The 14,186-nt window shown below is 63.0% G+C and carries 12 protein-coding genes and 1 pseudogene; 6 read left to right on the top strand and 7 right to left on the bottom strand.

The genetic code is table 11. The annotated features are described in order from the left end of the window. Positions 1–28: 28 nt before the first annotated feature. A complete protein-coding gene (gene nadC, locus KBX07_RS01015; RefSeq protein WP_005290458.1) occupies positions 29–880 on the bottom strand; it encodes a carboxylating nicotinate-nucleotide diphosphorylase in 852 nt (283 codons plus the stop codon). 7 nt (positions 881–887) lie between these two features. Further along, positions 888–1,841, bottom strand: a complete 954-nt coding sequence (gene nadA / locus KBX07_RS01020; RefSeq protein ID WP_255995169.1) for a quinolinate synthase NadA — start codon at positions 1,839–1,841, stop codon at positions 888–890. 63 nt (positions 1,842–1,904) lie between these two features. Here nadA and KBX07_RS01025 point away from each other — a divergent pair, with 63 nt between their 5' ends. From KBX07_RS01025 to KBX07_RS01040, 4 genes are read left to right on the top strand one after another with little or no spacing between them, the layout of a single operon-like run. Next, positions 1,905–2,417, top strand: a complete 513-nt coding sequence (locus KBX07_RS01025) for a mismatch-specific DNA-glycosylase (RefSeq protein ID WP_005290455.1) — start codon at positions 1,905–1,907, stop codon at positions 2,415–2,417. A gap of 46 nt (positions 2,418–2,463) precedes the next feature. After that, on the top strand, positions 2,464–3,459 hold the full coding sequence (locus tag KBX07_RS01030; RefSeq protein ID WP_050748818.1) for a bile acid:sodium symporter family protein: 996 nt from the start codon (positions 2,464–2,466) through the stop codon (positions 3,457–3,459). A gap of 49 nt (positions 3,460–3,508) precedes the next feature. Further along, positions 3,509–5,008 carry an Asp-tRNA(Asn)/Glu-tRNA(Gln) amidotransferase subunit GatB gene (gene gatB, locus KBX07_RS01035; protein ID WP_256022636.1) on the top strand — a complete coding sequence of 500 codons (1,500 nt, stop codon included), beginning with the start codon at positions 3,509–3,511 and terminating at the stop codon, positions 5,006–5,008. A gap of 2 nt (positions 5,009–5,010) precedes the next feature. Beyond that, positions 5,011–5,640, top strand: a complete 630-nt coding sequence (locus tag KBX07_RS01040) for a DUF6226 family protein (protein ID WP_255997360.1) — start codon at positions 5,011–5,013, stop codon at positions 5,638–5,640. 42 nt (positions 5,641–5,682) lie between these two features. Here KBX07_RS01040 and KBX07_RS01045 read toward each other — a convergent pair whose 3' ends face one another. Next, positions 5,683–7,086, bottom strand: coding sequence for a hypothetical protein (locus tag KBX07_RS01045; RefSeq protein ID WP_255997362.1), 1,404 nt, complete (start codon positions 7,084–7,086; stop codon positions 5,683–5,685). A gap of 69 nt (positions 7,087–7,155) precedes the next feature. Between KBX07_RS01045 and mgrA the strand changes: the two genes are divergently transcribed. Together mgrA and KBX07_RS01055 are read left to right on the top strand one after the other, a co-directional pair. Then, the gene (gene mgrA / locus KBX07_RS01050; protein WP_255997364.1) at positions 7,156–8,223 is read left to right on the top strand and encodes an L-glyceraldehyde 3-phosphate reductase; all 1,068 of its coding nucleotides are present in this window, start codon (positions 7,156–7,158) and stop codon (positions 8,221–8,223) included. 41 nt (positions 8,224–8,264) lie between these two features. After that, on the top strand, positions 8,265–9,092 hold the full coding sequence (locus tag KBX07_RS01055) for a DoxX family protein (protein WP_256022637.1): 828 nt from the start codon (positions 8,265–8,267) through the stop codon (positions 9,090–9,092). A gap of 264 nt (positions 9,093–9,356) precedes the next feature. Here KBX07_RS01055 and KBX07_RS01060 read toward each other — a convergent pair. The 4 genes and pseudogenes from KBX07_RS01060 to KBX07_RS01075 form a co-directional block, all read right to left on the bottom strand. Beyond that, a pseudogene (locus KBX07_RS01060) lies at positions 9,357–10,199 on the bottom strand (glycosyltransferase 87 family protein); the annotation flags it as partial. Between the two features lies 1 nt (position 10,200). Then, positions 10,201–12,054, bottom strand: a complete 1,854-nt coding sequence (gene ilvD, locus KBX07_RS01065) for a dihydroxy-acid dehydratase (RefSeq protein WP_005290441.1) — start codon at positions 12,052–12,054, stop codon at positions 10,201–10,203. A 12-nt stretch (positions 12,055–12,066) separates the two neighbouring features. Further along, entirely contained in the window at positions 12,067–12,552 is a 486-nt protein-coding gene (locus KBX07_RS01070; protein WP_005290439.1) for a PH domain-containing protein, read from the bottom strand. 64 nt (positions 12,553–12,616) lie between these two features. Further along, positions 12,617–14,095 (bottom strand): mechanosensitive ion channel family protein, encoded by a 1,479-nt coding sequence (locus KBX07_RS01075; protein WP_005290437.1) that lies wholly within the window; start codon positions 14,093–14,095, stop codon positions 12,617–12,619. Between the last annotated feature and the right edge of the window lie 91 nt (positions 14,096–14,186).

The following is a 14,186-nucleotide window of genomic DNA, read 5'->3' on the forward strand; positions in this document are numbered from 1 at the left end:
TCATGCTACATAACGGCGGCTATCACTGCTATACGGCGTCCAGTCCGATGTCGAGGATGGCAACCGAGTGCGTGAGCGCGCCGACCGCGAGAAAATCCACGCCGGTCTCCGCGTAGGCGCGGGCTCGGTCGAGCGTCAATCCGCCCGAGGATTCCAGCTTCGTCCCGGGGGACAGGGCATCGCGCTTATCGACGGCTTCCCGTGTCGCCTCCACGCCGAAATTATCCAGCATGACCAGATCTGGTGTGAATGCCAGGACTGCTTCAAGCTGGCCGAGGTCGTCGACTTCAACTTCGCGGGGCAGGTCCGGGAAGGCGGCGGTGGTGCGCCGGTACGCTTCTGCCACGGTTCCGACGCTGGCAACGTGATTGTCCTTGATGAGAACGGCGTCGCCCAGGCTCATTCGGTGGTTGACTCCGCCGCCGCACCGCACCGCGTATTTAGCTAGGTCGCGGTATCCGGGCAAGGTCTTGCGGGAATCGCGGACTCTGGTGCCGGTTCCTGCGAGCTGTCGGGTCCACTCGTGCGTGCGGGTAGCGATGCCGCTGGCGTAGGTGAGCAGATTCAGTGCCGTGCGTTCAGCAGAGAGGATCGACCGCGCGGGGCCGGAGACTGTCGCGAGACGGTCGCCTGGCGCGACTAGGTCGCCGTCGGCCGCGTGGACCGCCACGTCGATGTCTGGGCTGACTTCGTGCATGGTCCACGCGACGGTGTCCAGGCCCGCGACCACGCCGGGTGTGCGTGGGACGACGATGGCGGTGAGGTGGGCGTCGGCGTCGACAGTCGCCTCGGTCGTGGCGTCGGGGCCGTGCGTGAAATCTTCCTCGAGGCCGAGGCGGATGAGGCGCAGCGCGGCGTCTTTATTCAGTGGTGCACTCATCCGCGGGTCACTCTCCGCTGCCCGGGTTGCCGATGGCGATCATGCGCTCCAGCGACTGGCGCGCCTTCGCGGCGGTCTCCTCGGGCACAGTGACTTCGTCGCGCATGTCCCGAAGGCTGGCCACGAGTTTCTCCGGGGTGATCATTTTCATGTATTTGCAGGAGGCCTGGGGGTTGACGGGCTGGAAGTCCGCCAGCGGGGATTTCTTCTGCAGTTGGTGGAGCATGCCCACCTCGGTAGCCACGAGGACTGTGCCTTCAGTGTCCCGGTCCGCCTGGTCCAGCATGCCGCCGGTGGAGAGCATGTGCACGCGCTCCGGGGCGATGACGCCCTCGCTGGCGAGATAGATCGCTGAATTCGCGCAACCGCACTCCGGGTGGATGTACAGGGGAGCATCCGGGTGCGCGGCTGCCTGGTCGGCGAGCTCCTTGCCGTTGATGCCGGCGTGCACGTGGCATTCGCCGGCCCAGATGCGGATATTCTCGCGGCCGGTTTGCCGTTTGACGTGCGCGCCGAGGAATTGATCCGGACAGAAGAGGATCTCTGCGTCGGGGTCGATGGAATTGACCACGTCGACGGCATTGGAGGACGTGCAGCACACATCGGTGAGGGCCTTCACATCCGCTGTGGTGTTGACGTAGCTGACCACCACGGCGCCCGGGTGCTCGGCCTTCCACTCGCGCAGCTGCTCGGCGGTGATCGAATCGGCGAGGGAACAACCGGCGGCTTCGTCCGGGATGAGCACGGTCTTGTCGGGGCTGAGGATCTTCGCGCTTTCCGCCATGAAGTGCACGCCGCAGAAGACGATGACATCGGCGTCCGTGTCGGCCGCAATCCGGGACAGCGCTAGGGAATCGCCGGTGAAATCCGCGATGTCCTGGATCTCCGGGATCTGGTAGTTATGCGCCAGAATAACGGCGTTTCGTTCCTTCTTGAGTTTTTGCACTTCATCGGTCCACATATGTTCAATGTAGCGCTCATGGCCGCAGTGAAATAACGGAATGCCGCACTAAGGTCGGAAAACATGCATGACCGGATTCCCAATCCTTGCCGTCTGCTCATCGTGGGCATCAATCCCGGAACGCTGTCCGAGGAAGTGGACGCGCCGTTCGCACACCCGGGCAACCGCTTCTGGCCTGCGCTCGACAAAGCGGGCATCACCCCGTACCGGGTGTACGCCAGCGAGGGGTTGTCGGAACAGGACGCAAAGATGCTCGCAGAGCGGGGGATCGGCTTCACCAACCTCGTTGCCCGTATGACACCGAAAGCGTCCGACCTGGCCACAGAAGAGTTGGTGGAGGGAGGGGAGAGGCTTGAGGCTGTCGTCGATAAGCATCGCCCTGGCGCCGTGATGTTCGCGGGCATCGGTGCGTACCGCGGCGCATTCGGGAGGAGGAAAGCGCAGCGCGGGTTGCAAAGCGGGATGATCGCGGGCGTGCCCGTGTGGGTGGTGGGGAATCCGAGCGGGCTGAACGCGCATGAGACCGTCGAATCGCTTGCGGCGAGCTACCGCGAGGTGTGGGAGGCAACGGCTTGACCCCCTGTTGCAGGAATCCCGCTATATGGACGCTATAGTCCACAGTATGGAATCTATGAATCTTGCCCAGAGCCGGCGCGCGGAAGAGCGCTCGGCGTTCGTCGCCACCCTCGGCTTCCCGTTGCTGGTGATCGCCGGCGGCGTGATCGGCTTCGCCGCGCCCGGGGTCGTTGAACCGATTTCCGGGTGGACGACGTGGCTGCTCGGCGTGGTCATGTTCGGCATGGGTCTGACGCTGACGGGCAACGACTTCGTGTTCGTGGCCAAGAAGCCTCTGCCGGTCGTGATCGGCGTGGTGGCGCAGTTCGTGATCATGCCGCTTGCTGCTGTCGCGCTGACGTGGGCGCTGCGCCTGCCGCCGGAGATCGCCGCGGGCGTGATCCTGGTCGGCTGCGCGCCGGGCGGAACCTCGTCGAATGTGGTCTCTTACCTGGCGCGCGGCGATGTCGCGTTGTCGGTGACCATGACATCGGTGTCGACGCTGCTCGCGCCGATCTTCACGCCGCTGCTCACCCTGTGGTTGGCGGGCGAGCACATGGATGTCAGCGCTGGGCCGATGGCGTGGTCGATCGTGAAGATGGTCATCCTGCCGGTCGGTCTCGGCCTGCTCGTCCGTTTGCTGGCACCGCGATTTGTCGCGGCGGTCTTGCCGGCGCTGCCGTGGGTCTCCGTGTTGGCGATCGCGGCGATCGTGGCCATCGTCGTGGCGGGCTCCCGCGACAAGCTCGCGCAGGCGGGGCTCATCGTGCTTCTCGCCGTCGTGCTGCACAACGGTCTCGGCTACATCCTCGGCTATGTCACCGGCAAGGTGACGGGCCAGCCGGAGGCATCCTCGCGCACGATGGCCGTGGAGGTCGGCATGCAGAATTCGGGTATGGCGGCCACCCTCGCCGCGGCGTATCTCAGCCCGCTGGCCGCGCTGCCGGGCGCGGTGTTCTCCGTGTGGCACAACATTTCCGGCGCGATCCTGGCGCTGCTTTTCCGCGCAAAGGACAAAAAGGAGCAGTCCGGGCAGCCAGACAAGGCGCAGGTGGAAGCGTAAGAGGAGCTATCGTCTCGGCGAAGGGCTAAGGGCACTACACTTGGCAACCATGACTGCGTACGACCTGATGGATTACAGCGACGTCCTGGAAAAGTACGACCCAGTGATGGGTCTCGAGGTGCACGTGGAGCTGTCCACGGAGACCAAGATGTTCTCCACCTCCTCGGCCCACTTCGGTGCGGAGCCGAATACCAATATCGACCCGGTGTCGCTCGGTCTGCCGGGCGCTCTGCCGGTGGTCAACGCCAAGGGCGTGGAATGGGCCATCAAGATCGGTCTGGCGCTCAATTGCAAGATCGCCGAGTCGTCCCGCTTCGCGCGCAAGAATTACTTCTACCCGGACCAGCCGAAGAACTACCAGATCTCGCAGTACGACGAACCGATCGCGTACGACGGCTACCTCGACGTCGTGCTCGACGACGGCACCGAGTGGCGCGTCGAGATCGAGCGCGCCCACATGGAGGAGGACACCGGCAAGCTGACCCACCTGGGTTCCGCGTCGGGCCGCATCTCCGGCGCGACGGCGTCTTTGGTGGACTGCAACCGCGCGGGCATCCCGCTGATCGAGATCGTGACCAAGCCGATCGTCGGCGCCGGGGAGCGCGCTCCAGAGGTCGCCCGTGCGTACGTCGGTGCGCTGCGCGAGCTGGTCAAGGCGCTCGGCGTGTCCGACGCGCGCATGGACCAGGGCTCGATGCGCTGCGATGCGAACGTCTCCCTGCGCCCCAAGGGCCAGGAGGAATTCGGCACCCGCACCGAGACGAAGAATATTAACTCGCTCAAGTCCGTCGAGCAGGCGGTGCGCTACGAGATGCAGCGCCACGCAGGTGTGCTCGAAGCCGGCGGAGAGATTGTCCAGGAGACCCGCCACTACCAGGAGACTGACGGCTCCACCTCCAAGGGCCGCCCGAAGGAGGAGGCGAGCGAGTACCGCTACTTCAACGACCCGGATCTGCCGCCGGTGATTGCGAAGCCGGAGTGGGTCGAGGAGATCCGGGCGACTCTGCCGGAGCTGCCGTGGGTGCGCCGCGCGCGCATCCAGGAGGAGTGGCAGCTGCCGGAGAAGGAATTCCGCGACCTGGTCAATGCTGGCGCGCTCGATCTCATCGTCGACACCGTCGAGGCAGGTACGACGCCGGACGAAGCCCGCGCATGGTGGGTGTCCTACATCGCCGGTAAGGCCAACGAGGCTGGCCGCGACTTGGACTCCCTCGGTGTCGAGCCCGCCGATGTGGCTCGGGTGGTGCAGCTGGTGAAGGAAGGCAAGCTGACCACCAAGCTTGGCCGTCAAACCATTGACGGTGTCATTGCGGGTGAAGGCCGCGTGGACGAAGTCGTCGACAAGCGCGGGCTCGAGGTCGTGCGTGACGACGGCGCAATCGAAGCCGCAGTCGACGAAGCTCTCGCGGCGAACCCGGATATCGTGGAAAAGTACAAGGCCGGCAACACGAAGGTCACCGGCGCGATTGTGGGTGCGGTCATGAAGGCGACCCAGGGCAAGGCCGACCCTAAGTCGATCAACGAGATCATCGCGAAGAAGCTCGCGTAGCCGTGGAACGCTACCAGCGTCCGTACATCGGGCCTGTCGAGATTCGCGATGAGTCAGGGCGCGTAATTCCCTACGGACGTAGGTGGGAGGGTTCGCCGCCGGATGAATCCTACGAGCTGCTGACGCATCCGGAACGGTTCGCTCCGCTGCACCCTGTCGCTGACGCTCTGGTGGATTACCTCATTGCTCAATACAACGTGGCGGTAGATCACTACCCCCTGCTGGATTCTCTTCATCAACAGCCAGCTCCCACCGTGGTGCGTGCCGTGCGTTTGACACCGTTGGCACCGCAGACCGCGCCGTTGACTTTCGTCTATTCCGGTCTACCGGGCATTCATCTTCACGCCGGCGCGGTTTCCTGCTGGCCTTTCCCGTCCTGCGGTTGCGACGCCTGCGACGAGGTGTGGGACGAGGCAGCTGATCAGCTCGAGGAGATCGTACGACACGTGGTCAGCGGGCGCTTTGCCGAGCGTTTACGACACCAGGGATCGTCATGGTGCATGGAAAGCACTAACGTCTTTTCTGACGGCGACAGCTGGGCAAGCACCCAGGTCAACCGCGAGACGCTCGCAGATGTGCAGCGCCGTATGGCAGGTGTGCCCGAGAAGTGGCGCCCCTGGCCGCGGCTGTAACTTCGGTGGCACCCAGGGTAGGGCCGACTAAACGTCGACCTCCTACCTCGTGTCGGGGTTGACCGCGGGGAACTCGCCGGTCTTGTACATCTCTTCGTAGGACTTCCAGTGAATTTCATCGCCCGGGGTCTCGGGCGCGCCGTCGTAGGCATCCGATTCCGGGTCGAGAGCGGGGACGTCGGCTAGTGCGAAGTCGCTGGAGTCATCCGCGTCGAGATCAGCTGCGACCTCTTCCTGCACGGACTGCCACAATTCTTGGTCGCCGACATGGGAGTCGGATGCCAGTTCTTCGACCTCGGCCCGTTCCTCGTGCGTGAGGTCGTCCGAGTCCGGGTCGAGCTGTGTTTCCGCTAGCTCGGCGAGGCGCTCGCGGCGCCCAGCCTCATCCTTAATGTTCTGGCGGTCGCGGAACCACGCCACACCCATGATGATCGCCAGGATGAGACCGAGGTACCCCAGGACTGGGTAGACCCATCCGACCAGGTCCGCGAAGCCGATGAAGGACAGGGCGAAACCGATGAGCACGACGATGAAGTAGTAGGGGCGGAACTTCGCCGGTTTGTCGTGGCTGAGGCGACGGCCGAGCGCGTAGAAAAGACCGACGGCAGTGTTGTAAATCATCAGGTAGATGACCACGGAGACCACGGTGCCAACAGTTGGGTGCATGGAGTCGAAGACCTTTAGCAGCGGCAGGTCCGCATCCATGACGTGCTCCATGTTGAAGAAGAGCACGAACACCAAGATCATCAGCAACACAGCGAACATGATTCCGCCGAGCAGGCCGCCCTTGCCGGCCTGCGCCGGGTTGAGGTGGGAACCGGCGAACACCAGCATCATGGAGGCGTCCATGATGAGCACCAGCGTGGCGTAGTTGAGTGCGGTGACAAGCCAGTTACCGAAGGTTCCCGAAGCGTGCTGGTTCTGCTGCGCGAGCTCGTTGATGCTGCTGAGGTTGTCCGGCATGTTCATCACGGTGATCACGAACGCGCCGAGGAGACAGATGATCAGCAGCGGGGTGATGAAGGAGATCACGTTGGTGAGCTTGTCGATGTCCAACAGGCCCGACAGCAAGAGCAAAACCACCATGATCGCGGAACCGACCCAGGTGGGGAAGCCGAACTGCTGCTCCATGTTCGAGCCGGCACCGGCCACCATGACGAAACCGATGCAGAACAAGGTGAACATTGTGGTGATGTCCATGTAGCGCGCCACCCATGGGCGCGAGACGCTGCGGAAGACCGCACTGTGGTCCTCCGCTAGGTAGTAGGACCCGAGCTGGTAGATCCAGGCACTGAAGACGGCGATGGTCACACCGGCTACGGCGGCACCCACGATGCCCCAGTAGCCGAAAGAGAGGAAGTACTGGATGACTTCTTGTCCGGAGGCGAAGCCGGCTCCGACAGTCAGACCGACAAGGGCGAGCGCCATTTTGAATGATTTCTGCATGAAAAGCCTTATTTTGAGGGAGAATTCGAGCGGTCCGAGAGTACCAGATGTCTGGCACAATTGGTGAGCATGAGTTCTTACACAGCAGACCCTGACCGCTATGCCCGCGGAGGCGAGAACTGGTTCAGGCGGTGCGGCAACTCTGGGTTGAAACTGCCGCCTGTGTCGCTGGGGTTCTGGCACAACTTCGGCGATGACAAACCGCTAGAGACGCAGCGTGCCATTATGCGCCGCGCGTTCGACCGCGGTGTGACCCACTTCGATCTGGCCAACAACTACGGTCCGCCGAACGGCTCCGCAGAGATCAACGCCGGCAGGATCCTCCGTGAGGATTTCAGCAGTCACCGCGACGAGTTGATCATCTCGTCGAAAGCTGGCTGGAACATGTGGGACGGTCCCTATGGATTCGGCGGGTCCCGCAAGTACCTCATGTCGTCGCTGGATCAGTCGCTTGAGCGTCTCGGGCTGGACTACGTGGACATCTTCTACCACCACCGCCCGGACCCGGACACGCCACTGGCGGAGACGATGTATGCGCTGCGCGATATCGTCGCGTCTGGAAAAGCGTTGTACGTCGGCATTTCGTCCTACGGCCCCGAGCTGACAGAGGAAGCCGCTGAGTTGATGGCGGGGGAGGGGTGCCCGCTGCTTATCCATCAACCGAGCTACAGCATCTTCAACCGCTGGGTGGAGGATGGTTTGCTAGGCACGGCCGCCGAGAATGGTTTGGGCGTGATCGCGTTCTCGCCGCTGGCGCAGGGTCTACTCACCGACCGCTACCTCGACGGGATCCCGAAAGATTCCCGCGCGGCTGCGGGCAAATCCATTCGCGACGGAATGCTTTCCGAGTCCAACCTCGAGGCGGTGCGCAAGCTCAACGCTATCGCTGAGAAGCGCGGCCAGACGCTGGCACAAATGGCTATTGCCTGGGTTCTGCGCGACCAAGGCGAACGCAGTGTGACCAGCACGCTCATCGGTGCGTCCAGCGTTGCGCAGCTCGACGACAACCTCGACGCGGTGAATAATCTCGCGTTCAGCGATGAGGAGCTTTCGCTTATCGACGATATCTCCTCGACCGTCGACGGTACTTCCATCAACATCTGGGGTGGCGCTACAGCTTCACGCACACGCGGTTAGCTTCGCGGGTTTGGGGCCAGTGCTGGCCTAGATTGAAGTGCATGACTGATTCAGGCAGCACCTCCTACCGCAAGAACCTCGAGCCCGTGAACGAGCTGGATGACTTCGGTGACGTTCCCGAGGCTCCCTCTGTGTATGACCGGACGGGCAAGGCCGCGCCCACTGAGGTGTTTCCGTCGGCACCCACGCCGCAGCCGGAAACTCAAGTGGGCGAGCCAGTGGCAGCGTCTCCCGCCGTAGGCGAGTCTGTCAGTATCGGTGCCCGCGAGCCTTTGGCTCGGCCGGTCGACGTTGAAGTCAACGGCCCCGCGGCTCCGGTCGGCACGGTGCCTGCAGCTCCAGCGGTTGTAGAACCCGCGGCCGAAGCACCTGTCGGCCGCGGCACGATCGATGTCGGTGCGTTGATTCTCCGTCTCGTCCTCGGTGCCCTGTTGATCCTCTCGGGCGTGGAGACCTTCTTCCAGCTGGGCGGCAACCCAGGTCTGCCGGGGCTAGAGGAGCAGTTCGCCGGGTACAGCTATCCGAGCATCCTCGCCATCGCCTTGCCAACGCTGCAGTTGGCGGCGGGCGTGTTCCTGGTACTCGGTCTGCTCACTCCAGTCGCCGCGATGCTTGCCATTGCTGCCACTGGTTTTGAATCCCTCCACCTGATCACGGTGTCGGAGAACGGTGCGAACGCGTTCACCTGGAACCCTGCTGTGTGGCTAGCGATCGCCCTTCTGGGCATGGCTGCGTCCGTCCAGTTCACCGGACCGGGCCTGTTCAGCGTCGACTTCGGCCGCAGCTGGGCCCGCCGCCCCATGACCAGTTCCTGGATCTGCGCCGCCTTCGGCGTCGCTGCGGCGTTCCTCATGTGGTGGTTCCTGTAGCGCTACCGCCAAGTAGGCGATGAAGACCGTCAACCCCATCAACCCGATGATGTTGGTGTTGAGCCACAGCGGCCACGCCCACACCTGCGCCTCGCTCTCGTCGATAATCGTGTAGCTCGGCGAGATCAGCGCACCTGCTGCAACCGCGAGTAGGACACGCAGGTTCTTCTCTCGGGCAGCGAAGATGAGCGGGAGGATGAGAATGACTCCCACCCAGTGGTGCGAAACCGCGATCGGTGCGCCCAGCGAAATGCCCAGCACCACGACGAGGAGCGCTTCGACACTGCGGCCGCGCTGCTCGAGGCGGTACGCAATGAAGATCGACAGCAAGGCGAATGTCAGCAGAATGAAAGGCGCGAGCGACTCGACGGTCCCTGCGCTGAGTAAACCGCGCGAGAGCATGCCGCCGACACCCTGGTTGGGCGGGTAGAACACGTCGCCGCCACGATCGGTGGCGAAAAACTGCTCCGTCCAGAAGTAGATGGACTCCTTCGGCCGTAGAGCGAACCCGATCAGCGCCGTGAGAGCGAAGAACCCGGCGGAGCGCGCCACAGACCACCAGTCTTTGCGCACCAGAAAAATGACACCGTACGCGGCCGGGGTGAGCTTGATCCCGGCTGCGATGCCCACGCCAATGCCGCGAATCTTCTTCGGGGTGTACCCGAGCACATCCGCTGCCACCAGCAGGATCAAGAACACATTGATCTGGCCGTAGTAGAGGTTCATGTACACGGTGTCCAGCAGCGTGGACAACCCCGTCAGCCCGATCGCCCACATCCACCATCGCTCCAGTCCGAGGCGGTGGCAGGCCATCCCGATGACGGCGAAGATGGCCAGAATGATCGCGGTGTTCCAGGCAATGTCCATCGCTACTTCGGGCAGCCAGGTCAGCGGCACGAACAGCAACGCGGCAAACGGCGGGTAGATGAAGGCGAAGCCCGAGCGGGTGGGAAAACCGTCGTAAAGCGGATCGCCGTTGACTAACGCATTGCCGGCGTCGCGGAACACACCGACGTCGAGAAGCGTCTCGTTCGCCGCCAGGTAAAAGCTGTGCCCGAGGTTGATTGCGCCGATGAGCGCGCCGAGCAGGACGAAAACTACAGGCATGCTAATCGACGCGCCGAACAGCGCCCTTGTCTGCAGACGTGGCCATCTTGCTGTACGCCCGCAGCGCCTTCGTCACGTGCCGGGTGCGAGTAGGTGTCCACGGGTTCTCCGAAGCCTCCATGGCCTGGCGGCGGCGATCCAGCTCATCCTCGTCAACATCGAGAGTCAGCTTGCGGTCACGCACAGAGATGGAAATCTGGTCACCGTTTTCAATCAAGCCGATCAATCCGCCGTGCGCGGCCTCGGGGGAGATGTGGCCGATGGACAACCCCGACGTGCCGCCGGAGAAGCGGCCGTCGGTGATCAGCGCGCACTTCTTGCCCAAGCCAGCGCCCTTGAGGAAGGACGTCGGGTGGAGCATTTCCTGCATGCCGGGGCCACCCGCCGGACCCTCGTAGCGGATCACCACGACTTCACCCGGCTGAACCTCGCGGGACAGGATCATTGAGACGGCCTGTTCCTGCGAGTCAACGACACGGGCGGGGCCGGAGAACTCCCAGAGTTCCTCCTCCACGCCAGCGGTCTTCAAAACCGCCCCGTCCTCCGCGAGATTGCCGCGCAGGACCACCAGTCCGCCATCAGCGCTGAAGGGGTGGTCGAAGTCGTGGATGACGCCATTGACCGAGTCGGTGTCCAGTTCGTCCCAGCGGTTGGACTGGGAGAACGCTTCGGTGGAGCGCACACCGCCGGGGGCAGCGAGGAAGAGTTCCTTAGCTTCGTCGGTCGCTTTGCCGCCGCGGATATCCCAGTCGTCGAGCCAGTCCTGCAGGTTCTCATAAACGACAGAGCGAACGTCGGTGTGCAATTTGCCGGCGCGGTTGAGCTCACCCAAGATGGCGGGGATGCCGCCTGCACGGTGGACATCTTCCATGTGTGCGGTGCCGTTCGGGGCGACCTTCGAGATGCAGGGAATCTCGTGCGACAACTCGTCGATGTCCTTGAGGTCGAAGTTGACCTCGCCCTCCTGAGCAGCGGCCAAGGTGTGCAGGATGGTGTTGGAGGAGCCACCCATAGCCATGTCCAGTGCCATGGCGTTGCGGAAAGCATCGCGGTTAGCAATGCTGCGCGGCAGCACCGACTCATCGCCCTCGCCGTAGTACTGACGGGTGATGTCCATGATCGTGCGGCCGGCGCGTTCGAAGAGCTGGCGGCGGGCAGTGTGCGTGGCCAAGGTGCTGCCGTTGCCCGGCAGGGACAGGCCGAGAGCCTCGGTCAGGCAGTTCATCGAGTTCGCGGTGAACATGCCCGAACAAGAACCGCAGGTGGGACAAGCGGACTCCACGATGCGGTCCAAGTCCTCATCGGAGATGTCGTCGTTCGCCGAATAGGAGATCGCGTCAACAAGGTTGGTCTTCTTGCCGGACTGCGCCACGCCGTCAATGACGACAGCCTTACCGGCCTCCATCGGGCCGCCGGAGACGAACACGGCGGGTATGTTCAAACGCATGGCGGCGTTGAGCATGCCTGGGGTGATCTTGTCGCAGTTGGAAATGCACACCATCGCATCGACAGTGTGGGCGTTGACCATGTACTCCACGGAGTCGGAGATGATCTCGCGGCTGGGCAGAGAGTAGAGCATGCCGCCGTGGCCCATGGCAATCCCGTCGTCCACCGCGATGGTGTTGAATTCCTTGGGCACACCGCCAGCTTCACGCACCGCCTCAGCGACGATGTCACCGACGTTCTTCAGGTGCACATGCCCGGGCACAAACTGGGTATAAGAGTTCACAATGGCCACGATGGGGCGGCCGAACTCGTTGTCCTTCGTGCCTGTGGCTTTCCACAGAGCACGGGCACCGGCGGCCTGACGGCCAGCGGTGGTGACCCGAGAACGAAGGGGGATCGCGTGAGACACGTGCTTGCTCCTTTAGCTGTCGTGTGCGTTGTCTCGGCGCTCGTATTCCTCTTTCGTGATGAGCACCGAGTTGCCTTCCTGGTCTGTAACTTCGACCATCCCGTCTGCGGCTTCAGCGGCTTCGGTGATCACGTCGGTGATCCGTCCGCCGGAGGCCTCTGACAGCGCGGGCAGTGAGTTGAACGTTACTCCTGGCATGGCGTACTGGCTGCCGTCGGCCACAGTTGCTTTCGCACCGGCACCTTCGAAACTGACACCCTCCAAATCGTCCCAGTCGATGGAGACGTTCTTCCTGAATAGGTACGTCAACTCCAGCCCGTGGTCACTGACATGAGTCTTGGCGGTGAACACCCACGCCAAGAACAGAATGGGGAAGATGAGCAGCCAGCCCAGGTACTGCGGTGCCCAAGAAATGCCGATGAGAGCGATACCCATGATGAGCCCGACCGCGAGCACGTGGGTGCGTTCGGGTGTGAAGGTGCGGCCTTCGGAAGTCATGGGAGACATGCTATCGAATGCCCCGGACACTCTCTAAAACACAGCCAAGTACCGGTAGGGTCAGCTAGTTTTGCGTCTGCTCGGTCTGCTCTGCCTCTTGCGGAGCGCCCGTCGGCTGGGACGGGGCTTCGCTGGGCTGCTGCTGAGTGGGCTGCTGCGCGGGTGTCGTGGCCGGCTGTTGCTCCGGCTGTTGCTGGTTCTGCCGTTGTTGCTGCTGCTCCGACGTCGGCGCCTGGGTCTGCTCGGTTGCCGGTGTCTGCTCCGTAGTCGGCGGCTGCTTCGTTTCAGTCGGCGTTGTTGATTCTTCCGGCACAGTTGATGTCGGGTTCACCCGTGGCGGGGCGAGAACACCGGATCGCGCTTCGCTATCTTCGGCAGCGGACATGGTCAACCCGCGGAAGATGAGCAGCACGATGAAGGCTGTGATGAGCGCTCCGGTGGACGCGCGGACGCGTCCGCCGAGTGTGCCAAGCGCGTGCCTGCGTTGAGTCTGATCTTGGGCAGCTGGGTCGTTGTCTGCCTCCGGAATCTCCGTGTCACCGGCGGTGATGCCGGTTCGGTTCGCGGGGATCACTGTCGTGTGAGCCTCTTCAGCGCCTTCGAGGCCCCAGTCCGAGGCGTAGCGTTTCGACGCGAATGCGGGTGCGAAGGCGGACGTCTTTGGGTTGTCAGGGTCATCCGTGGTCTCGCCGCTGACGGGGGTAGCTGAACCGTACTCATCGAAGAACTCTTCGAGAACATAGACGTTGATGGCTCGCTCGATGGGGAACTGGTCGCCAGGGGAGCAGCGGATCATATACCGGATGTCCAGTGTCCACGGCATTCCCACAGTCGTGGGAGCGTTCAAGTTCAAACCCGGTTGGGAGAGCAGTTCGCCCCGGATGAGCGGTTCGATCTCCGGGTCGGCGATGGCGCGGCGGGCGGCGCTGTCGGCGCGTGCGATGACTTCCTCGGTGTCGCGCGAACCCAGCAGCGGGACCGGGACGACGACTAGCGCCCGCGACCAGTGGTTGGAATTGTTAATGCACACCTGGGCGGCGGAGTTCGGGATGGTCACCGTGTACTCCTCCAGCGTGCGCACCTGCGTGGAGCGCATGGTGATCTGGATGACGGTGCCCGTGAGATCCACGCCGTTGCCCTGGAAGGTGACGAGGTCGCCCACGCCGTACTGTTTCTCGGACAGGATGAAGAACCCTGCGACGAAGTCGGCGATGATCTGCTGCGAGCCGAAACCGACAGCGGCGGAGATCACGGTGGCGGGGATGGCAGCGCCGGCGAGCGAGAACCCGATCTGCTGCAAGAGGAAAACCAGGATGAGGAAGTAGGCGATGATCTGGATGATGTAAATGCCTACTCCGGCAATTGCCAGCGAGGACTTGCCCTCGTCTTCGTCCTGGGAAGCTTGGATCCGCTTCTCGACGATCCGGTTTGCCAAACGCCCTGCACGCGGCACGAGCATCGCGAGGATGATCAGGAGCGCAAGGTTGATGCCTGTGTCGGCGATCCAGCTCCACACCTGGTTGAAAATTAGTTGAAACGGCATAGCAGTTTTAACCCTATCCCGTTATTGCCTATAGAGACCTGGGAGATGTGTATGATCTAGGCATGTTCACATTCGACCTAGTGGTAGTACC

Origin of the sequence: Corynebacterium sp. CCUG 70398 (assembly GCF_024454055.1) — a bacterium.
GTDB lineage: Bacteria > Actinomycetota > Actinomycetes > Mycobacteriales > Mycobacteriaceae > Corynebacterium > Corynebacterium genitalium.